Here is a 22427-nt window from a genome sequence, read left to right on the forward strand (position 1 = left end):
CGCATGGATTGGTCGCATGCAAACTCCTAGTAACGCGCTCTTACAGGCAGTTCCTTTCCATCAACGGCGCGATGCGGCCATTGCAATGGTCGCTGTCAGCGGTCTGGCGTTGTTCCTTGTTGGCGTGTTCCTGCAAGTGGTAGCTTGGGAGTATCCGACGCTGATTTACGCACGTTTCGGGGAAGTCGAAATTCCCTCGATCGCAGAGAGGTTCTTAGATATGTTTGGGCATCGCCCGCACGGGTATTTGGCAGCTGTAGTGTTTTGGTTTTGGTGGCCGATGGTCACCGTGCTCGGCTATTGTCATCTCCGCTATCCGCAGCCTGAAAAGTTTTCGCACGCCTTCCTCTACGGATTCGTTTTTTGTTGGTTGATGTTCGTCTTCGCGTTGTCGGTCATGCTCATGATTCTGAGTATGTCTTTCATCCTTCTGTTGGCCGACCTTGCCGAACCGCCGTGGTACATGAGCGCTATCGAACCAGTTTCCTGGGTAATTCCCGGTTGCGTCGGCGGATATTTGACTTACACGTACTGGAAATTCTTTTTACGCCAGCGCATTTACAATACGCCGGATACCCAGGAAGTCTAATACCGGCCAGTGTTGGATCAGTTTAGCTGACAAGCACACGCAGCAACGTAAGCTGACCCGATCGAGGGCGATTTCTCTGCCCCCAGTCTCTCCGGGCGCAATTTGCCCCGTGAATCCCTCGCCGGAATCGCGTTGTATTCTCCAGGACGCAACGCTCGGATTGCGCCGGCCTCTTTTTAGATAAGGAGAAGACGATGAAGCGACTCGCGTACGGTTTGACGGCAATCGCTGCGATGAGTGTGATAGTGACGTGGGCCACGTTACCGGCGAATGCGCAGTTCGGCGGAGGGGGCGCGGACGATTTACAAGGCAATCCAGCTCAGGGGGGGGTTGGTGGGGGTGGCTTATTCGGGGGAGGAGGATTTGGGGGAGCGCAAGGCCAAAATGGGGGGATGCTTGAGACGCTGGCGACAGCGGTGGTTGTTTCTGAAGATCAAGCACGCATTGCCGCTTACAGTTCCCAGCTTGGCCAATGGAGCATTCAACCGTTGGACGTTGAAAAGGGCGAGCAGGAACCGATCACTCCGGTTCTCGGCCTAAATCTAGTGGGTGTGGCCGTTGGCAAACGGGTTTATGCCTATAGCGCGGTGACCGGAAACTGGGATGAACTCAAAATCCCGGTCGGCGACGGAAAGAATCTGGCGGTCGGTATGGAATACATCAAGGTGGTCCATGGAGATTTCATTTCCATGTTCAGTGCCCAGTCCGGGAATTGGGCGACTCTAGACCGGAAGTTGGCGAAGACGGTAAAGTGGAACTCCGACAAGCCACCACAATAAATGTGGTGGCGGAATTCGACGTGTTCACATGGAATCGAATTAGCGCTCATGCTCACCACGACAATTTTCATCGCTGTATTGGTCGGATCGCTCCTCACAAATTTTTTACTGGAGGCAATCATCCTGTGGTTGGGCGCGCGGATGGCCAAAATCGAAGCGGCGACTATTAAGCGGGCACTCTGGGCGACCGTGCTGATATCAGCGGCCTATCTCGCGCTGATGGTACTGGCTTGGGTGACGACATCACTTCTTCCCCAGTTGCAAACCGTGATGGCGTTCACCATTCTGGCAGTGGCTTTCGCCGCTCCAGTTCTGATTATTTCTCGCGTGTTGCGTACGAAATGGTGGAAGTCGCTACTGATATGGATTCCCACTCTTGCCTCGACATTCCTGGTGCAAATCGCTCTGGCTTTCCCGGTCCGGGAACACCTCTTTGAGGCATTTACCTTACCCTCCAATTCGATGGCTCCCACCTTGATGGGGCCTCATTGGGAAGGCGTCTGCAAAGAGTGTGGCAGCCGCGCCGTCAGTTCTGCATACCAAATCATCGAGGGAGAACAACCTTCACCGCAGTTGATGATCTGCGTGGACAATTTCCATGAATCCATGGTCGACAATTTCGACACTCATGTGCACCCGCAAGACCGTATCATCGCCAGTAAATATCTGTCGCCGCAGCGATGGGACATGATCGTATTTCGCTACCCTGAAGATCCTGCGACTAGATACGTCATGCGGTTGGTCGGACTGCCGGGTGAGGAAGTTGTGATTCGCGACGGCGCCGTGTGGATAGACGGAGCGAAACAACAGTTGCCAGAACATTTGCGAGGACTGAATTACATAACCAAAATTGAGCATTTCCTCGAACCAATGTCAGGGACTGTGGAGTTCCCGGCTCAACTTGCAGAAGACGAGTATTTTGTGCTCGGCGATTTTTCTTCGCGGTCCAAGGACTCGCGATTGTGGTATGAGGGTGCACCAGGTCATTCGAAATACGCAGTCCCGACCGATCACCTCGACGGTATCGTGACTCACACCTATTGGCCGCCGAGCCGCTGGCGCGTGTTTCGATAGTGCGACGGTTGCGACTTCCCGATCAGACGTTGACCGATTCGTCCGTGCGGGCGGGTGTGTCGATCGCCGCCAGTACGCGTACGATGTCCTTGAGCATCGCCGGCTTCTCGATAATGTGATCCGGTTGTGCTTTGTCGGTGAACCAGGCGCTGACTTCCTCGCGAGGCCAACCAGAAACGACGACGACCGGAAGGTCGGGACGTATGCGTTTGATGGTCGCCAGCACGACGGCGCCGTCCGTGCCGTTCATCCCCAGATCGGTGAAGACCACGTCATAGCTGTGCTGATGCACCATCTCCAAGCCAATGTCACCAGTGGCAGCCACCTTCAATTGGACACCGATTGCGTCAAACATCGTGGCGAATGCATCGCGAACAGCGGCATCGTCTTCGACATACAAACAACGCAATTCGGTCTTCGGTTCGTATGCCGCAGGCCTCTTGGCGATGGCCGCTTGGCAATTTTCAGCAATCGGTAATATGATGCGGAAGATCGAACCACGCTGCGGGGAGGTGTCAATCTCGATGTCTCCGCCATGTTGCAACACAATCCCGTGGCAGACGCTCAATCCGAGTCCCGAGTTTTCCTTTTTGGTACTGAAAAACGGTTCAAAGCACCGTGCTGCCTGTTCGTCGGACATGCTGGTACCGGTGTCGATGACTTCTACGACGACGGATTCTTCCTGCTTAAACAATTTGAGCGTAATCACCCCACCATCGGGCATGGCGTCGACGGCATTAAACAGAAGATTCGTCAGCACCGTCCGTAATTCAGCGGCGCTGCCTCTTACGGGCGGAACGTCCTCTAGATCCAACCGCACGTCCAGAGTGCAGCCTTGGAGTTGCGCCTCGTCCCGCCATTTGGGCCGGGTGAGTAGTGGAATTTGCGAGACGAGTTCTTTGAGCGAAACCAATTCGTTAGTCACAGTTACATCTTGACCGCGATAAAAATATCCCAGGCGTTTAATGACAGCTGCGGCATCGTTGGCCGCCTGCAGTGCGCATTCACATTGGCGACGTTGTTCGACGGAGAGGTCGGAAATGGTGAGTAACGACTCGGTATAGGCGACCACGGGTGCCAGCGTATTGTTGAGATCGTGAGCGATTCCGCTGGCCATTTCGCCCAAAGCGCTCAAGCGTTCCCGGCGGATATTCTGTTCCTGTGAGTCGTGCAGTTCGGCTAAGGCTGTTTCAAGTTGTCGGCTGGTTTGCTCCAGTGACCTGATCATCAAATAGACTAAAAACAAGCCGCTGCTAAACCATAATCCGGAAAGGATTTGTTCGATAAGCCGACGTGTTTGGCTGTTCTGCCCGACAATCGCAAACTCATTCCAAGCGACGACATCCTCGGTAAATCCGAAGAACATTTCCAAGGTGATACTGACAACGAACACCAGAAATGTGGCGCGGATCGCCGTCGAAAGGCGCTTTTGGAGTGAATACTTCGCCAGCCAGGCAAAACAGATCACGCTGGAAATCAACCGTAGCAAGCTGACGTTCATGGGAGAAATCAGCTCAAATCTCTCGATGAACTTTAGCAAACAAATCCAACCTCCCAAGGCCAGGAAGATGCACATGGCTCTCCAGGCAAATTGAGAATCCTGTTTCGTCGAATTCATTCTTCGGTTTCGTTTATTCTGATAAAGGCTTGAACGACCGGTCTGGTTAGAACCAGCTTCAAAACCTGGTCGTGTTTGTTCCGGCATCTTGCAAATCGGTGTCAGCGGGACGCGGCGGAGGGTTTTGAAACTACATGAAGCGACTATCTAAACGATTTTAGACAATTCGCTCAACCATGATTCTCATCAAATACGAGAATCAACAGAACTCGCGGACTTGCTTCAGCCTAGTCACCAAATACCTGTGTCATAGTTGACCTGCAAAATTCTAGATCTGGTCACAGGCTTGGACACGACGATGCGTGTGGGTTGTCGGATTGGCTGCAAATCCCGATTTTCGATTCTTGGTGAAATTGACCTCTGTTCATTTTGGAGATCGGGAGCATGGATATCGTTGTAGTTTCTTGGTGTGATATAAGGCTGCGTGATACTCGCCATTTTTCGACACGACATCCGATTTATTAGATCGCCGCAATGAGCCCTCGGCCGCGCGATACAAGTTTAGGATCCGGCGTTTATTTCAAATCCGAGGATTACATCGGACTCAGGAAACGGCTGGTGATATGGATTGTTGATTTGTCTGTCGTGGCAGCCTCAATCATGATTTCGTTATTCATGGGATTTTTTGCCTCCCTAACTATCGGAAACGTCGAGCCCTATTTAACGCTCGCCTGTATGATTTGGATCTGGCTGTACATGACCGCCATCAAGGCCTCGCCCTTGCGGACGCTCGGATATCGCGCGGTCGGTGCCAAAATCATTACGCTCCGCGGTGAACAGCCCTCGGTATTTCGTATGACATTGCGATTTAGCCTGTGGTGTTTGGGTCTGAACTATCTGCTCTACGATTTGCTGTGGACAACCTTCGACGATGAGAGCCAAACGTTACACGACCGATTTGCAGGAACTTGCGTTGTCAAAGCCAGCGCTAAACCGATCGGAACAGGAGAGGTCCACATCACACGCTATACGGCACTTGGCTACAACTTGGCTTATGAACAGGTCTCTCACATCCGCCCGAAAGCGCAAGCGGCACAGCTGACCACTTGATGCGTGCGGGGGGACGCTTTCATGTCCCCTTTGTGCGACTTCATCTTGCGACCCAGATCGGCGACGCCCAGGCGATTGCGCCGTCATCTTGTAGCAACCGCACGTAATAGTAACTTTTTCCGGGCAATGGTGCGGGGTCATTGAAAGTGGTTTCCACCAACGGCGTGCCGGGGCGGAGGGTGTCGAGGACTTGGCCGTCGCGGATAATTTCAATATCGGTGATCGGAGCCGTCCCCTCGGCATGGATGGAGAGGGTTACGGTCTCCCCGGCGACTTGTGCCTCCTCGCCTATTAGGGCTTCGCCGATACGGACATCTAACCCGATGCGGTCGGTGGCGGCATAGGTGCGTCGCGCGCGAATGGCGTCGAACAACGCTTCCCGCGTTTTTTCTTTTGCCCAAACACAGGCGTAGGACATGTGCGTGGAAAGGTGATCGCTGGAGGCGATGAAGCCGAGTTTGTATCCCTGATGCAAGGCATATTGCAACGAAGCTTCTTCTTTGACACGCGAATTGGGACGTTCATACGATTCGCGGAGTCCTTGAAAGATCTCTGCCACCGGTTCGACTTGCGGATCATTGTAAGTCCATGTCCCGAGGTTGGCTTTGCGATCGTATTCAGGCGTGTGCGCTGCCGTCAGTGCATCGCCGCGTTCGCGCAGCCAAGGGTAGAGCGTGTCAGTGGGGTTATTGTCGGGACGTTTCAGTTTGCGACCGGCATACCAGTGATCGCTGCGGCTCACCTCCGCTCCACGGGTCAGAAAAAAGACATTACGATGCCCGCCGCCGTGCGTCATGTTGCTACGTTCGTAGGCATAGATCGGCACGTAGCGGCCTGGAATATGAAACCGATCGGATGCCTTTTGCGTGCGCCACCAGGAGAAGGCGTCGACGTCGCGGGTGTGATCGGTGACTGCTAAAAAGTCGTGCTCGACCGCATCCAATGCATAACGGTGCGCGTCGGTCAGACAGCCATCGAGCGTGGGCATGCAACGGCTGATATTTGTGTGACGGTGCAGGTCGCCGAAATAGACTTGGAACTCTTCGCCGCCACGGGTGATGGTCCAATCGATCTGCGGAGCGGGTTCGGCCGTGCCGGGTGGGTCAAGTTGGAGCGACTCGCAGGGAATCTCGGCGGCCGCTTCAGTGATTGGGGGGAGTGCACCGGCGCGGACGGCGTATTTGCGATTGACCGAGGCAAAACGATTTCCTTCGGCCCAGGCGCATTGTAACGATCCGGCTGTTCCGGAAGCGGTCGCCACGTGTTGGTTTTGCCGGCCTTGGCTGTGTGGCAACTGTATCGGTTCTAACCAACCCTGCTCGGTATAAGTGGTGGCATAAATATTCCACTGTGCTCCGAGCGGAGGATGTCGGCAAAAGCCTTGGCGGCAGATGCGGAACATCAACCACAGACGACCATCACCGTCGGTCGCCAACTGGGGCAAATCGTAATAGCGCGACGGTTTGCTGGTTGGATCTCGGTCGATGACGGCGATTTTTTCCGGCGGCAAGATCTGCGGCAGCGGCTCGGTAGGCTGCTCAAGCCTGCCGTTGTGGAGACAACGCAATTCCATGCGGCGCGATGCGTGCAGCGGTTCGGCGTAGCGGCCGTTTTCGATGGTGGGTCCGTTGCGAAAATCCTTGCCCCAATTTGGCCCCGCAGCGTCATATGTCACCCAGACTTGGCCATCACTGGTGGCCAAGACATTGGCATGCGCTTCGAAGTCGGCGGATTGTGCGATGGCGATGCGTTCGCCGACAGAAATCTTGTCGCCCTTGGCGCCCTTGGCGGTCAGGCTCGTCAGATAGACGTCGTAGTTGCCGTTTTCATACGAATCAAAACCGACCCAGGCCCGGCCGTCGGCATCGACTGTGATCGACGGTTGCCATTGATTGGCCGGATTCGCTTCGACGACAAAATCCTTAGACCAGGTCTCACCGCTGCGGACCTTGGTGTAAATATCGCCATTGCCATTGCGGAAGGATTGCCAGGCCACCCAAACGCGTCCGTCTGATCCCGCTGCGACGGAGAGTTGAAAATCGGTTCCCGTTGCAGTGGTCAGTCGTTGGGAACGCCAACCCCGTTCTTCGCGGACAGCGGTGTAAAGGTCCCAGTTCTTGTCGGTGCCGGAGGAACTCCAAAACGCGTTGAGTGTGCCGTTGATATTGAGCAGTTGCAGGTCAGCGACTTCGACGGCATCGGTGATCAACTCCGGTTTTTTCCCCGGCTTGTCGATGTTTTGAATCCACAGCCGGTCGGTCTGTGCTGTTGTGTCGAAAGCAATCCATGCAACGTGGCGCTGCCCGTTGGCGTCGAGGGCGATGGCGGTGAAGTCGTCATCGGTTTCGGTTTGCGCGACCATTTTTTCATTGCCCAACGCATGCACTTCAGCCCGCCCATCAAGCAAGGACGTCGGCCGGCCAGCGGTGAGATTCGTCGGTGCGACCTCAAAGTCCCCCTGCTCGGTTGTGACCCGCAACAGCGTCTCGGGGGTGCATTGTAGTTTGACAAAGATCTCTCGCTGTGGCTCGGCGAATGAAACGCGTTTTCCTTGACTGACACCGGTTTTGATCTTCCAACTGCGCGTGTCGGCGTTAAGTTGATCGCCCACTTCCAGCATCGCTGCGGATACCTCTAGAATTTCGCCGCCATCCACTTCCAGACGACCATCCCAGGCAGCGGCCTGTTCATCAGCGCCGAAGACGATTTTCACTGTGATTGTCGTCGGACCATCATCCGTTGCCTTGCTGGAGGGTGCGAGCAGTATCACGACGATCATGATCGCCAGACAAACGACGGCAATGACAGCACGCATGAGGAGGGTTCCTCGTTAGGGGGCGTTTGGGCTTGTAGATTTTTTATTACTGAAATCGTGACACATTAGTCGGCCCACGGCAAGTCGACGGTGGGGCTGAGGATTGGGGAATGAGGCTTGAGGGTGTTGGTTGCTGGGGTGGAATGGCGACTACCTTTTTCCCTTGTCTGGGCCGTCGATTGCTGCGCTGCTTTGATTGTGGGATGATCGATTGGTTGAGACTCATTCCGCACAGTTTATCCTAACGCCGATTCTGTCATGCAAGAAACGTTACCTGCTCAAGATCTGGTGCTGATCGGCGCGGGGCATACGAATTTGCATATCGTACGCAAGTGGCGAGAGCGTCCGATTCCGCTTGTGCGCGTGACATTGATTTCCGCCTTTAACCGCGCGGCCTATAGTGGGATGTTACCGGGTACCTTGGCGGGGTTGTATGAACTGCGGGAAATGGAGATCGACCTCGATCGACTTGCTGCTGCGAGCGGTGTGCGCGTGGTTTATGAAGAAGCGATTGGATTGGATTCCGGGCAACAACAAGTCCTGTTGGCCAACCGGTCGCCGCTGCGGTACGACGTTGCTGCGATTGGCATTGGCTCGGTGCCGAAAATTCCGGACCCGTTGCAGCAACAACCTGCGGTACTGAGCATCAAACCGATGGCGACGTTTCACCACCGTTTGCGGGAACGGCTTGTGGAGGTGACGCAGGATGGAAACGAGAGCGCGACGGTGTCCGTCGTGATCGTGGGCGGCGGCGCAGCGGGGGTAGAAGTTTCGTTTTGCCTACACGAATATCTGGCCAAGCGGTTGATATCGGCTCAGCTGCATCTGATTGATGCGGGCGATACAATTCTGCGGGGATACCTGCCCAAAATGCAGCAACTCGCTCGGGAGGAATTACAGCGACGTGAAATTGTGACGCATCTGCAACAACGCGTCGCGGATTTTGATGGCCGTCAATTGACCTTGGAAAATGGCCGGAGTCTCGCCGCGGATATTATCATCACCGCCACCACAGCTGCACCGCCGCCGGTGTTGAGCCACTTTGATTTGGCTAAGGCGGACGACGGTTTTCTGGCGACTCGCCCGACGTTGCAATCGACGAGCGCGGAGAATGTGTTTGTGGTGGGCGATACGGCAACCTTCCCCGATAGTCCGGTTCCCAAAGCGGGCGTCTATGCGGTCCGGCAAGGGCCGGTGCTGTGGGAGAATCTCGAGCGGTCTTTTCAAAACCAGCCGTTTGAGGAATTCCATCCGCAGTCCAGTTTTTTGTCATTGCTGGCGACGGGCGACCACAAAGCGATCGGACAATACCACGGCCAAGCTTTCCATAGCCGCTGGGCTTGGAAATGGAAGGATTACTTGGATCGCAAATTCATGAAGCTGCATCAAGTTGACGACCCGCACCCGGAAAAAACCGCCAATGGGGACTCCTTGCCCCTCAATGGAGCGTCGAACGGCCAACTTGCGGATTCCAACCGGTGAGACGGCCGGTTTGCGAACGGTACAGCGTTGTCGTGGGGCGCTCAAATGGGTATTTTAGAGGAAATCCGCTTGGGATTTGCAACATCTCTGCCGTGGGCAGGGGATCAGACATAAAGAAGACGAACAGACGGTCAGGGTGCGCACGTCGTGTCCGTTCATTCTCCGCCAGGGAGTGGATCACGGTGTGCCGTTTTCGGAGCCCCGTGACCGTACTCGACGATTGAGGCTGCTAGCAGCCGGGAGCCGGCAATGATATTTGGATTTGGAAAAAAAGACGACGACGAACCAACAGTTGACGAAGAGTATGATTACGTCAAATTCAAAGGGGCGACCAACGACCAAAATCCGAACTTGGCCAAAGCCCAGCGATTGGTCGACGTAGGTCTGATTCCGGCCAAGGAACTGGTCACCGACGCTTTGCTGAGGCGTGCGGAAATGATGCGGATCGATCCTAAAGGTGCTCAGTCGCAATTGACGTTATATATCGACGGCCTGCCCTACTCCGGCGGACGCTTGGGCAAACAGGAAGCAAACGCCATCACGCAGATGCTGAAAATGTTGGCGGGGCTCAACGTGAAAGTCCGCGACAAAAAACAAGCGAGCGGTCTGCGGGCTGAGCTGGAGGGGTTTAAATACATCCTCGACATCGCCGTCACCCCGACGGCCAGCGGCGAGCGTTTGGTGATCCGCGTGCAAGATTTGTCGCACGAACTGATCACGCTGGAAGACCTGGGTGGTGACGAGGAGCTCAAACTGAAACTCCGTGAAGTTCTTTCGTCCAACGGTTTTTTGGGAGTCGCCGGACCGCCGAATTCCGGAACCACTTCGACTACGCACGGCGTGATGCGGGGCTTGGATCCTTATTTGAATCAGATGTTTTCCATGGGGGATCTTGGCCGCGATGAATTACCGAACATTACGGCGTTCGAATTCAATCCCGACGAAACCTTGAAGGAAGCAATGACGCGTTGCTTTCGGCAAGAAGCGGACATCATCTATCTCAACAAATTGACCGATGCGGAAACCACAAACACGTTTCTCAGTTTCCACAACGAAGGAAAACTGGTTTCGGAATTCGCCGCCACCAATGCGGCCGCCGGTTTGGTGCAATTGGTCGAATGGACAAAAAGTCCACAAATGGTCGTCGATTCGGTGCGCGGCATTGTGAGCCAGTTGTTGATTCGCCGCTTGTGCGACGACTGCAAACAGGTCTTTCGTCCCAATCCCACATTCCTGGCCAAAGCGGGGTTGCCCAAGGATTTGACACAACTGTGCCGACGTGCTCCGCAAGGAGAGGAGTTCGATCCCTGCGAAGAATGCGATGCGTTGGGCTTTCAGGGACGGGTGGCGTTGTTTGAATTGATTGAAATGACCGACGGCATGAAAAAAGTCATTCTTGAAGACCCGACGACCGAAGCGATCCGCGCCCAAGCGAAAAAAGAAGGCATGCACAGCCTGCAGCAGGACGGCTTGCGGCTGGTGGCCGAGGGTGTGACCAGTTTGGATGAACTACAGCGCGCGTTTCGCGCACGGCGGTGACCCGGCACAACAGTACAAACTACCGGTGACGATCACAGACATTTAACCTAGGAACACATCACATGATATCGCTCAAAACTCTCACGCGGATTTCTACTGCTCTGCTCGTCGTTACCGCGGCGATCGTCTCGTTGGGCTTGGCCGACGAAAAATCGAAACCGGACAAAACGCTTGATGGCTTGCCGTTGATCTTTGAAGATGACTTTGAAAGCGGCAAGGCTCAGCGTTGGCTGCCAGCGACCGCTGCAGGTTGGAAGGTCACGCACCAGGGAGATAACCACGTCTATAGCCAACACAAAAGCATTAAGCTCAAAACCCCCTATCGTTCGCCCTACAACCGCGCATTCATCAAGGACTTGTACGTCAGCGACTTCGTGCTGGATGTGCAATTGCAATCGACGATTAAGGATTATGGCCACCGCGACTTGTGCATGTTTTTCGGATACCAAGACCCGTCGCACCTGTATTATGTGCACCTGGGCAAGAAGATGGATCCGCACGCCAACAACATCTTTATCGTCAACGACGCCGACCGGAAATCGATTTCCACCAAAACGACCGACGGGACGAACTGGGATGACGATTGGCATCACGCTCGCGTGGTTCGCAATGTCGAATCGGGCACGATCGATATTTATTTCGATGACATGGAAACACCCGTGATGACGGCCGTCGATAAGAATTTCACCTGGGGCCAAGTCGGCATCGGCTCATTCGACGACACGGGGAATTTCGACGATATCCTCTTGTACGGCAAGAAAGTCGACAAACCCAAGCAATAGCGTGCGCCAGAACCATGCTGTGCCGACCGCTATTCCATGATCATCAAATACGTCAGCACACCGACTCCGGCTAGGCTCAGTGCCGCAGCCAGATAGGTGATGGGCGTCGCGGGATTGGAAGTTATCTCCCCTTCGCCCTCCACCGCATCTGCATTACCGGACAGGCGGCGGGTTTGCCAGAGGATGCCGAATAGACAGAGGGCTGTCAGCAGCGATGCGGCGAGGATCCCCCCCGACAACGGCTCCTCAAGCGTTTGAGCTTCCGCCTCGCTCAACTCGCCGGCGGCTTCCATCATGAGCAGCGCCAGGGAATTGTTGGCAAGGTGCAACAGGACGGGTGCCCAAAAGCTCTTGGTCAGCAGATAGACAACATGCATCGCCATGCCCAAGGGGATGACGGCAATGGCCTGAATAGGCATGAGGTGCATCACGCCAAACAGTACCGATGTGGCGAGCACGCCCCACCACGCTCCCCAATTGCGCACGAGCGTGTTTCCAATGATACCGCGGAAGATCAACTCCTCGCCCACTGCTGGGCAAACGGCCATCAACAGCCACATGATGACCAGTGGACCAGCGCCGAGGATTTGTTGCATTTGATCCATGTACTCTTGCGACGAGATGGCAATGCCGACCGACTCCAACAGGTCACTGGCCAAGCTCGACCAGGCATGCGCGAGAAACTGAACCGGCAACGTCAATCCGAGCACAACCAGCAAATGCCCCAACGACAGCCGCCGCAGTCCCAACGTGCGGGGGAATTTTGTACCGAACCGTACAAAGACACCCAGCGCCGCAAAGCCGATCAAAAATACTTGTGAGCCAATCAGCGCCGGCAACATAGCCTCTTGTTCGATAATTGTGGGTGAGAACTCGCTGTTGGGGTGAGCCACTATCCAAACCACACTCACCACTATGGCCGCTGCAATAGAGCCGGTGAATATTGCAATCAGCGTACCCACCATCCAGCCAACGGCTTCGAGACCGGGAAAAACCGTCCGCATGAACCACGTCGGCGGCGGCACAACGTTGATTTCGACTTTTTGTTCCTGTTCGGGCAATGCCACGTCTGTCTCGCCCACATCGGTTGAGATGTCTTCGACCGGCGGGTCATTCTCCCTCGGCGGCAGCGGCTCGTCGGTACCCTCCGGCGGTTCATGCGTCATGGAATCTGGGACCCTTACCGGGAAAATGACCGTATCCGGCGCTGTACTCCGGGGCGGGACATAGTAAATTGAAGTGAGCAGCGTCCAGAAAAAGTTGGCTGTTTTTCCGCTGCGCGTCTGGTATACCGCGCAATCCGGATGGGGTCAATTAGTCTCTGTGCAACACTTGCTGGAAGGTGAGAGAACCCATCAAGATTCTCGCTCCGTTGGCGAATCACTCTTTAAAAGCAACACCCGTGATTCGCCTATGTCGGCCGTATATTGGAATCTGTCGCCAATTCTTGTTGAAATAGAACGAACCGCTCCCCTTGATCGTTCGCAGACTTTGTTTCCTCAACCGTGACTGAATCCGTGAATTCCATCACCGAACAATCCGATGCCGCCCCCAATGTTGTCTTCTGCCCAGGCTGCAATGAGCGTCTGGCCACTGTGGATGGCGAATGCACGCGGTGCGGAGCCATCTTGCCCGAGATCATGGGCGACCAACTGCAGGAAACGTTGCTGATTCACGATTGGCACGGAAACGGCACATATTATACGGAACCCTCAGAAGAATTCGACGACCTGTTGGGCAGCGCCCTGAACGTTTACGAATTGGAATCGCTCATCGGCAGCGGCGGCATGGGGCGGGTGTATCTGGCAAAGCACCGCGATTTGGATCGGTACTGCGCGCTGAAGATTCTGTCTCCCAAATCCGCGGAGATCGATCAAGACTACGTCGAACGCTTCGTCAACGAAGGCCGCGCCACGGCGTCGTTGATCCATCCCAATGTGGTCACGATTCACGCGATTGGACAAGAAAAAGGATTTCATTTTTTAGAAATGGAGTTTGTCGCCGGGCGCTCGTTGCAACGATTGCTTCGCGATGAACAGCGATTGACACCGATTCGGGCCACCGCTTTGGCAGCGACAATCGCCAACGGACTGGCGACGGCGCATCGCGCGGGGATCGTGCATCGCGACCTTAAGCCCGACAATATCTTGCTCAATCATCAAGGCATTGCCAAGCTCGCCGACTTTGGATTGGCGAAACGGATATCCACACTGCGGCAATTTCCCAAAGACTTAGCCGGCACGCCGAATTTCATGGCGCCGGAATTGTTCCACGGCGAACCGGCCAGTCCCGCGAGCGACGTCTATGCGTTGGGGGTCTGTTACTTTTTGATGCTCAGCGGCCGCCTGCCGTATGTGGCCAAGTCGATTGATGAATTGATGGCGCAGGTTGCAACCGAAGCGCTGCCGAACATTCGCGATTTCAATCCCCGCGTCAGTCTGGTCATGGGCGAAGTGCTCAGCTTGCTGTTGGCCAAAAGCCCACACAATCGTCCCTGTGACGGCATCGAAGCAGCGCAACTGCTGCAAGCAGTCTTGGGACAGACGCGCGATTTGGAATCGTTGCTGACCGATGCTTTTTTAAACGACCCGTCGATTCGCTGGACACGACAAGACCTGCGGTATCGTATTGACCATGAATTACCCGACGGCCGCCGACAGGTGTTGTTTGTCGAACCGAGCGACCATCATGCCGGGGAATGTTTGCTGTTGATCTATAGCATCTGTTGCCCGGCCGACCCGGAATTTTTCGAAACGGCGTTGCGACTCAATTCTGAGATCCCACACGGCAGTTTAGCGATTCGAGAAGTCGACGGGCGGGAAATGTTTGTGATGGTCAACTCACACCTACGCTCCACAGTCGAAGTCGAAGAAATCCGCCGCAGCATCTTGGAAGTCTCCACCCGTGCCGATGAAATCGAAAACCGGCTCACCGGGGAAGACTGCCACTGAATGGATCGATTTCCGTTGCGGTAGATCGGCCTCGCGCAGAGACGCCAAGGCGCAAAGAGATTCTCTTGTGAGGGGACTTAGAGGCGTATCTCTCGTACTACATAGAAAGGTGCGTCGCGACGCTCCCTATGCGGGGTCGGGATCGCGTTTGGGTAGGCCGACCAATAGCAATGTTGCCACGATGCCCACGGACATGCCGACCCAGGGATTGGGAAATACCACCAGCGAGACTGCAGTGAGCAGAGCGACGCCCCGTTCGATCGGTGTTTTCGAAATGCCCATGGCGACATACGCACAGGCGAATCCGGTGAGGACCAGGGTCAGCGACAAGGCAATGCCCATCAATGGTTTCAAAACATTCAACAACGGCAAGATCATGTACAACAGCGGCACACCGAAGACGTAGTACGATGAAATCCCAGTATACAGGGAGTCCATCGCCTGTCGTCCTTCCCGCCAGCGCTGCACAACAATCACATGCACCCCGGTCCACAGGCAGCCTTGCGTTGGAAAAAACGGTGAAAACAGCGCCATCATGGCGTTGCGAATCGCCAACGAAAAGTGGCTGCGGTTGACATCGATCACGATTTTTTCATCCGGCCGACTAGGCTGCGCATCCTGTATGACTTCCGCACCGGTGATCAGATCTCCAAACAAGATTACGTAGCCCATGATGGCCAGCGGAAACCCATCGAGAAACATTGTCAGACTGGGCCAGCCGATCGCAAAGGGAGAAACTTTGTTGAAAAGGTCAGCGAAAGGGGGGATCAAAATGATGTCGTTAAAGTTGGTCCCGATCGACTTGATTGCATCACTGTAACTAATTTCATTGACCCATGGCAGCGGACCGACAATGGCAGCAATGACGAATCCGGGGAGCAAACCCAACCCTGCGAATTTCGCCAGCCACCGCCACCGCAATTTGAGTCGCTGCACGGGCAGCGAAAACGTGAGAATCAGACAGATCGCGACGGCTACAGTGGTCGTGATCGGTTGTTTGAGCAACAGCTCCTTTTTTTCATCCAACATAACCCGCATCAAGGCGGCGATCGCGGCGCCTAAAATGATGCCGCTCTTCAGCGCATCGGGCAACCAGCGAATGAACCGATGCCCCAATCCCGTTGCACCCATAAAAAAGAGGATGGCAGCAAAATTAAGCGAGACCGCCGTCATCATTTGGAACTTCTCTTGGGGAGTACCATAGACCGCATTCCCATTCCCATCGACGGCCAAAATAAAGGCAATGGCCAACGGCAACGCGGGGGTGACCCAGCCCGGCGCGAACGGCTCGCCGAATAGAATCGGCGCGCTACTAATGAGCATTGATTGGATAAAAATGCAGGCGACCGCCTCTTCAAAAGACAGTCCGAAGGGTCCCGTCAACAACGGGACCAGTCCCAAGCCTGTGGCGCCGGCGACGAAGATGCCTTGAAAAAATTCCGGCCAAGTGATGCCCGTATGATAAAACGGAAGGCGAAACGTAAACGGCCCCCAGCGCCAGCCCGGTTGTTCTGTCCCCGCGGTCCGTTGATGCTGCATCGTGCTTCCCCGCTAAATAGCGCCACCCGTCATTGGGCAGCGGACATTGCGTTTTTTGTAAACACTCGCCCGGGATTCAGAATATCCCGGGGGTCGAGTTGCTGTTTGATCCGCTGCATCAACGCCCGGTCCTGCCGCGCTTGGCCGAAAACCGGGATCGTCTGTTTCCACGATTCATCGCAATCAAAAATCACCAGATTGCCATCCGCCTCATGCGCCAATGCTTGTAGCGGGGACAATAATTCCACAGCAGCATCGAGCGTGGTCACTTCATCCGGGAGGTGCCCAATCACAATTCCGTTGCCGGCATGCGCGGCAAGCGAGACTCCGGCGGAGGTTGCTAATTCGGAAAACTCGACCAGTCGCGACGGACGCAGGTTGGCTTGAAATGTGAGCGGTTCGTCGGATGAGGTCGCGAAATCGGTCAGTGCGAACCACAGCGACTCGGCATCAGCCACGACCGCAACGTCGCAAATCCCGGCTGCTTCCAGCTCAACCGACATGGTTTCGGCTTGCCACTCTGTCTCGCGTGCGGCTCCCTCAAAACCGATGCATAAGATCGGTCCGCTGGAAGGCAAATCCAATCGGGCTTCGGCGGCAATTTCGTGAGCGGCGGCGGCGTTGAGTACCTCTAGAGCAACCGGTCGGGTTGCGGAAGTCAGTAGGTTTTCGAGCGCGACTTCCACGGCCTGCCAATCCGCAGCGGCACACCACAGTAATTGTGACATTTCCGGTTGCGGTATGACCTTCAGCGTGACTTGGGTGATGACCGCCAAGGTTCCCAGCGAACCAATCATCAATTTACACAGATCGTAACCCGCTACGTTTTTGACAACACGTCCACCGGCGCTGAACGTCTTGCCGGCGGCGTCGATGGATGTGATGCCGATCAGGTAATCGCGCATCGTGCCGAAACCAAATCGCCGCGGTCCGCTGGTGTTGGTGGCCAAGACGCCGCCCAACGTGGCGCGCGAGGATTGCGGAACGTCGATCGGTAACCGCTGCCCTTCGGCTTTGAGAATTTCGGTCAGCTCGTCCATCCGAATCCCGGCCTCGACGGTGATCGTCATGTCCCGCGCCGGGTAGTCGATCGTGCGATTCAACCGCAACGTGGAAAAGGCAAAGCCGGGCTGCGTGGGAGCATAACCGTAATGCAGTGCTGTCCGGCCACCAACCGGAAAGATAGCCCGGCCTGCCCCGGCGGAATTCTCTGCGAGAAAGTCGCGGGCTTCATCGGATGTTGTAGGAGTAAATTCGTCGGACGACTCGGTCGTAGTCATAATCAGCAGAGAATTCCGGAATGGGGTCTATCGTCAGTTTCGAAATTAGAGAGCGGCCCGACGGGCGGGATGCGATTTTTCGATGTGTTCCATCCCACAGGCGCCAGCCGTGGGAAGCATTTTTTGAGGGCTGCACAATCCTGTGGGATTGAAAGCAATTCGCACTGCTTCCATGGTTTCCAAATCGGCTTCGGTGAAGAGCTTGTTCATAAAGTTGATTTTCTCGACGCCGATTCCATGCTCACCCGTCACACTGCCGCCCAGCTCGATACAACGATTGAGGATTTCATCGCTGGCCAACAGCACGCGTTTGACCTGCTCAGCATCGCGTTCGTCGAAGAGCAAAATGGGATGGATGTTGCCGTCGCCCGCGTGAAACACGTTGACGATGCGAATGTCGTGACGGGCACTTGCTTCGGTAATGAACTTCAAAATCTCTGGCAGCTTCGTCCGTGGTACCACGCCGTCTTGCGTGCAGTAACTGGGGCTGAGTCGGCCGATCGCGCCAAACGCTTTTTTGCGACACTTCCACAACAAATCGCGTTGTTGCGGCGAATCGGCTTTGCGGACTTCACGGGCGTTGTTTTGTTCACACAACTCCACAATCTGTGCCGCTTCACCATCGACGGCGACTTCCAAGCCGTCGACCTCGATCAGCAACACCGCTCCGGCGTCGAGCGGAAATCCGAAATGAAACGCGGGTTCGACCGCTTCGATGATTCCCTGATCCATCAATTCCAAAGCCGCCGGCACAATGCCCGCCCCGATGATACCGCTGATTGCTTGCGTCGCATCTTCCACGGTTTCGAAGACTCCCAACATTGTGCGATAGGCGACTGGATCGCGGGTGAGCCGTACGATGACTTTGGTACAAACGCCGAATGTTCCTTCGCTGCCCACAAACAGGCCGGTTAAGTCGAAACCGGGATTGTCTTCAGTATATCCGCCGAATTGCACCACCTCGCCATCGGGCAAGACGACTTCGGCGCCCAGGACGTGATTGACTGTGACCCCATATTTTAAGGTGTGCGGGCCACCGGAATTGGTGGCGACATTCCCGCCAATCGTACACGCCCCTTGGCTGGAAGGATCGGGGGCATAGTGAAACCCAGTTCCCTTGAGGTGCTGCGTCAAATGCACGTTCACCGTGCCGGGACCGACCACTGCATAGTGATCCCGCAAATTCACGTCATGAATTCCCCGCATCCGCGTTAAGGCAATCATCACGCCGCCGCCCACGGGCAGGCACCCTCCCGCAAGACTGGTTCCCGCGCCACGGGGGACGAAGGGAATCTTATATTCGTTGCATAGTTTTACGATGGCGACTACGTGCTCAGTCGTCTCGGGGAAGACGACGCAGTCGGGAGTGTTTTTCTCAATCACAAACCCGTCGCACTCGTAGACCAGCACTTGCTCGTGGGCGCTAAGCACACTGGTTTCCCCCACGATGCGACGCAGAGCCTGCAGTGCTTGGGCGGGAATTGTCGATATCGTTGCTGTTTCAGGCATGTTTTTTATCGCAGATACAAACTCAAGGACCAGACGAATCGCCGCCGTTAATAGTTAAAACCGTTTTTACGGATATGAATCATCGGGGACTCATCCGCCAAGCGGGGACCGCTGCCAGCGGCAATGACCTTCAGCAGATAGACGCGATGATCTCCAGCGGCGAGACTCTCGACAACTTCGCCTTCCAGATACCCCAGACTGTCCGACAAGATCGGCAAACCGGTTTCGCCAGTGGTGATGTCCAAACCTTCAAACGCCGGTTGATCCGGTTCGAAGCCGCGACCGAAATGGCCGAGCAATTGTTTCTGTGACTCACTGATGACATTCACGACCGCTCGGCCGGTTTGCCCCAACCAGTCGTTCACATAGCGCCCCTCTTTAACCACGACAGAAATCGTGGGGGGCTCAAAGGCCGCCTGTTGAACCCAACTGGCCAGCATGCCGGTCGTGTTGCCGTTGTCGTCACCACAGGTGAGGATGAACACCCCGCTGGGAATCCGCCCCAACACTTGGGCCAGTTCGCTGTTTTTTTCGTCTGCCATGATACTCCTTGAGAAACGCATCCCCCCCAGGCCATACCGGGAGAAGTTGTCGAATGTCGATTGGGTTTAGGATTCGGAGGTCTTGAGATCGCCGGCGACTTTATCTTCGATGCTGCGCACTTTAGAGACCAGCCGACCGCTGGCTCCGCGACGGGCATCGATTTTGACTGAACAGGTCACGCGGTCACAGTCGACGCTCATGGCTTCGTAACACTTGGTCACGACGGCCATCACTTCGTCCCATTCTCCTTCGATGACCGTCCCCATAGCGTGCAAACGATAGTCCAGACCGCTCTGCGAAATGATTTCCACAGACCGCGCCACATAGGGACTCACACTTTCGCCTTTGCCCAAAGGCGTCATGCTGAATTCTAATAAAACCACGCTATGGATTCCCCGAATAGTGAACGGTAACCGCAATGCTTCTATTCTAGGGAGGCAGCCGCACCTTGCAATGATCCGCGTCCCCTTTCCGCCACAGAACCAATTCACCGCAGCACGTACCTAGTCAATAAGCCCGTCGGGAGGGCGAAGCTCCTGCTGAGCCGCATCGGTAACTGTAGGATGGCTTGCAAACGTGTTGGCCAAATGACGCATTGCAGTAGCGCGCGGCTCGGCAGGAGCCTCACCCTCCCGGAGACCGTACTCGCAACGCGCAGCGACCAACGGGAGCGGACCCCCCCCCTCCGAGCGGAAGCTCGCACCAAGCGGCCATGCCGCTAGCGAAACTGGCGTGGTTGGGTGGCTAGTTCGACTTCGCGTTCGCGCATTTGTTCGAGCGTTTTTTTGAGGATTTGAGCTGCGGCGGGGGCGGCGATGGTTCCGCCGTAATGGTTGGGTCCTACGGAAGGCTCATCGACGACCACCAGCACCAGCGCTTGCGGATTCTCCGCAGGAGCACCGCAGATGAAGGAACTGACGTGCAACTGGTTGGAATACGCGCCGGTTTGCGGATCGGGTTTTTGGGCGGTACCGGTTTTTCCGAACACCGTATAATCCTTCGACTTCGCATTTCGCCCTGTGCCGCGTCGCACCACCTCGGTCATGGGGCCTTGCACGATCCAATCCGCAACATTGGCATCGACCGTTTGCGAGACGATCACAGTTGCCGGCCCCGCGATTCCTGATCGCTGATTTTCCACCAAGTGCGGTGTGCATTGCCGTCCGCCATTGGCCAGTCCCGCAGTGGCGGAGATCAATTGCAACGGTGTGACGGCAATCTCCTGCCCCATGGGAACGGAGCCGGTCGAGTAGCTGTTCCACTTTCGCAACGGACGCAACATCCCTTTCAGTTCGCCGGGCAGTTCAATGCCGGTCTTGCGACCGAAACCGAATTTCACAGCGGTGGCATGGATTCCCGGATTTGTCAGCCGCTCACCGATTTTGGCCATGCCGATATTACTGGACTTCACCAGAATGTCCGTCACGCTCAGCTCGCCATAGCCATGGTGATCGTGCAGAACCCGCCGTCCCATGCGGTATTCGCCATGCTCGCAGTCGAACATTTCGTCGGGCTGAATCAACCCTTGTTCGATCGCGGTGGCGACGATGAATGGTTTGAATGTCGATCCTGGTTCATATATCGATGCAATCGCATGGTTTTTCCAAGCCTCATCGGGAACGTTGTTGAGATGATTGGGGTCAAATGTGGGGCAATTGGCCATCGCCAACACGCCGCCGGTTTGGGGTTCGAGCACGATGGCGCAAGCAGATTTTGGTTTCCAGTCCTGCATGATTTTTTGCAGCGCCCGTTGCGCATGCAGCTGAATGACCGCATCTAAGGTGAGCCGAACGGTTTGGCCGTGCTGCGGCGGACGGGTAATGCGTTCGCTGACCTCGACCACATGGCCCCGCGCATCCCGCGCCACGGAGCGTCGGCCATCGCGGCCGCGTAGGGCCTCATTGAGGTGCTCCTCCAACCCGCCGCGACCGATCCCATCAATGTCTCGGATACCCAACACTTGAGCGGCAATTTCGCCTTGGGGATAAACGCGGAGAAACTCGTCACGAAATCCGAAACAATCGCGGGGCAGGTCCAAATCGCGAATGACGGCGGCCTGTTCGTCGGTCAATCGCCGCGCCATCCAGAGGAATTGCTTGTCGCCGTGCGCGGAGATGCGTTGGAACACCTGGTCACGATCGCGTCCGAGGGCATCAGCCAATTGGGCGGCGAATTGCCAACGCTGCTCGATCTGCGCGGGTACGACAAACAGGCTTCGCACCGAGACCGTTGTCGCCAACAGGCGTCCGTTGCGATCGGTAATATCGCCCGGGCGGGCCGGTAAGACTTCGTGCGCGGCCCATTGCTTTTCGACCTGTTGCCTGAGCCGTGGGCCTTGAATCATCTGCAAGAACACCAACCGCCCAGCCAGTACCAACCACACGCCGACAAGCATCGAACGCAACAGCCATTCCCGCCAACTAGTACGCGCGGGATCGTTGGCGGCGTCGTGTTGTCGGTCTTGAGACATCGCCACTACTTTCCCCACACACAAAACACACCAGTTGGGTGCGACCCACGATACGCGACCCGGTACAGTTAGTACAAGCGCCGTGCCTGCTGCGGGTCGCGAGCGATGAGCTCGTTGGCTGATTTTGTCGGTTTACGAGCGGGGGCCAAGACTTGCAGTTTCCCCGATTCCAACGATTCAATCATTCGCGCCGGAGCTCCCAATTGCTGGACCTTCAAACGGTGCAGCGCATGGCGTCGCTCCAAGACCTCGAGCCGGTAGTGCTGCAGACTCACTGCGCGGCGCAATTCGAGATTCTCTTTTTCCAGCCGAATCCCGGCCAACGCGATCAGCACGATCACCACGATGGCGCCCGCGAATCGAACAAACATGCCGCCTCCGAAACCGCCCAATTTGGATAATAACGG

Annotated in this window: 18 protein-coding genes; 8 read left to right on the top strand and 10 right to left on the bottom strand. The window is 55.7% G+C overall.

Translation table 11 applies throughout. From position 1 onward, the window contains the following. Positions 1-16 precede the first annotated feature (16 nt). The 3 genes from CA54_RS22240 (at position 17) to lepB (ending at position 2442) form a co-directional block, all read left to right on the top strand. Positions 17-589 (top strand): hypothetical protein, encoded by a 573-nt coding sequence (locus tag CA54_RS22240; protein ID WP_146373159.1) that lies wholly within the window; start codon positions 17-19, stop codon positions 587-589. Positions 590-783: 194 nt separating this feature from the next. Next, positions 784-1368, top strand: coding sequence for a hypothetical protein (locus tag CA54_RS22245; protein ID WP_146373160.1), 585 nt, complete (start codon positions 784-786; stop codon positions 1366-1368). A gap of 48 nt (positions 1369-1416) precedes the next feature. Continuing rightward, positions 1417-2442 (top strand): signal peptidase I, encoded by a 1026-nt coding sequence (gene lepB, locus CA54_RS22250; protein ID WP_197532723.1) that lies wholly within the window; start codon positions 1417-1419, stop codon positions 2440-2442. A 22-nt stretch (positions 2443-2464) separates the two neighbouring features. Here the strand turns inward: lepB and CA54_RS22255 are convergent, their stop codons facing one another. Further along, positions 2465-4060, bottom strand: coding sequence for a hybrid sensor histidine kinase/response regulator (locus CA54_RS22255; protein WP_197532724.1), 1596 nt, complete (start codon positions 4058-4060; stop codon positions 2465-2467). Positions 4061-4534: 474 nt separating this feature from the next. On the opposite strand from CA54_RS22255, the gene CA54_RS22260 reads away from it, so the two are divergent. Beyond that, complete coding sequence (locus CA54_RS22260) at positions 4535-5110, top strand: RDD family protein (RefSeq protein ID WP_146373163.1); 576 nt, start codon at positions 4535-4537, stop codon at positions 5108-5110. Between the two features lie 40 nt (positions 5111-5150). Here the strand turns inward: CA54_RS22260 and CA54_RS22265 are convergent, their stop codons facing one another. Beyond that, on the bottom strand, positions 5151-7925 hold the full coding sequence (locus tag CA54_RS22265; RefSeq protein ID WP_146373164.1) for a CehA/McbA family metallohydrolase: 2775 nt from the start codon (positions 7923-7925) through the stop codon (positions 5151-5153). Between the two features lie 258 nt (positions 7926-8183). Here CA54_RS22265 and CA54_RS22270 point away from each other — a divergent pair, with 258 nt between their 5' ends. From CA54_RS22270 to CA54_RS22280, 3 genes are all read left to right on the top strand, one after another. Beyond that, positions 8184-9407 (top strand): FAD-dependent oxidoreductase, encoded by a 1224-nt coding sequence (locus CA54_RS22270; RefSeq protein ID WP_146373165.1) that lies wholly within the window; start codon positions 8184-8186, stop codon positions 9405-9407. 249 nt (positions 9408-9656) lie between these two features. Then, a complete protein-coding gene (locus CA54_RS22275; RefSeq protein WP_146373166.1) occupies positions 9657-10946 on the top strand; it encodes an ATPase, T2SS/T4P/T4SS family in 1290 nt (429 codons plus the stop codon). Positions 10947-11008: 62 nt separating this feature from the next. Then, positions 11009-11728, top strand: coding sequence for a hypothetical protein (locus tag CA54_RS22280; protein ID WP_146373167.1), 720 nt, complete (start codon positions 11009-11011; stop codon positions 11726-11728). A gap of 29 nt (positions 11729-11757) precedes the next feature. On the opposite strand, the gene CA54_RS22285 is transcribed toward CA54_RS22280, so the two are convergent. Then, positions 11758-12894 (bottom strand): CPBP family intramembrane glutamic endopeptidase, encoded by a 1137-nt coding sequence (locus tag CA54_RS22285; protein ID WP_146373168.1) that lies wholly within the window; start codon positions 12892-12894, stop codon positions 11758-11760. A 351-nt stretch (positions 12895-13245) separates the two neighbouring features. On the opposite strand from CA54_RS22285, the gene CA54_RS22290 reads away from it, so the two are divergent. Further along, complete coding sequence (locus CA54_RS22290) at positions 13246-14679, top strand: serine/threonine-protein kinase (RefSeq protein ID WP_146373169.1); 1434 nt, start codon at positions 13246-13248, stop codon at positions 14677-14679. 126 nt (positions 14680-14805) lie between these two features. Here CA54_RS22290 and CA54_RS22295 read toward each other — a convergent pair whose 3' ends face one another. The 7 genes from CA54_RS22295 to CA54_RS22325 all read right to left on the bottom strand — a co-directional run bounded on the left by CA54_RS22295 (position 14806) and on the right by CA54_RS22325 (position 22391). After that, positions 14806-16218 carry a hypothetical protein gene (locus CA54_RS22295; RefSeq protein WP_146373170.1) on the bottom strand — a complete coding sequence of 471 codons (1413 nt, stop codon included), beginning with the start codon at positions 16216-16218 and terminating at the stop codon, positions 14806-14808. 29 nt (positions 16219-16247) lie between these two features. Continuing rightward, the gene (locus tag CA54_RS22300) at positions 16248-17498 is read right to left on the bottom strand and encodes an FAD-binding oxidoreductase (RefSeq protein ID WP_146373171.1); all 1251 of its coding nucleotides are present in this window, start codon (positions 17496-17498) and stop codon (positions 16248-16250) included. Positions 17499-17543: 45 nt separating this feature from the next. Next, positions 17544-19007 (bottom strand): FAD-binding oxidoreductase, encoded by a 1464-nt coding sequence (locus CA54_RS22305; protein ID WP_146373172.1) that lies wholly within the window; start codon positions 19005-19007, stop codon positions 17544-17546. A gap of 47 nt (positions 19008-19054) precedes the next feature. Then, positions 19055-19549: a flavin reductase family protein gene (locus tag CA54_RS22310; RefSeq protein ID WP_197532726.1), complete on the bottom strand. Its 495-nt coding sequence runs from the start codon at positions 19547-19549 to the stop codon at positions 19055-19057. 66 nt (positions 19550-19615) lie between these two features. Next, positions 19616-19933, bottom strand: a complete 318-nt coding sequence (locus tag CA54_RS22315; protein WP_145376020.1) for an MTH1187 family thiamine-binding protein — start codon at positions 19931-19933, stop codon at positions 19616-19618. A gap of 335 nt (positions 19934-20268) precedes the next feature. After that, the gene (locus CA54_RS22320; RefSeq protein WP_146373174.1) at positions 20269-22020 is read right to left on the bottom strand and encodes a peptidoglycan D,D-transpeptidase FtsI family protein; all 1752 of its coding nucleotides are present in this window, start codon (positions 22018-22020) and stop codon (positions 20269-20271) included. Between the two features lie 68 nt (positions 22021-22088). Next, complete coding sequence (locus tag CA54_RS22325) at positions 22089-22391, bottom strand: hypothetical protein (protein WP_146373175.1); 303 nt, start codon at positions 22389-22391, stop codon at positions 22089-22091. Positions 22392-22427 lie beyond the last annotated feature (36 nt).

Source organism: Symmachiella macrocystis (genome assembly GCF_007860075.1).
Classification (GTDB): Bacteria; Planctomycetota; Planctomycetia; order Planctomycetales; family Planctomycetaceae; genus Symmachiella; species Symmachiella macrocystis.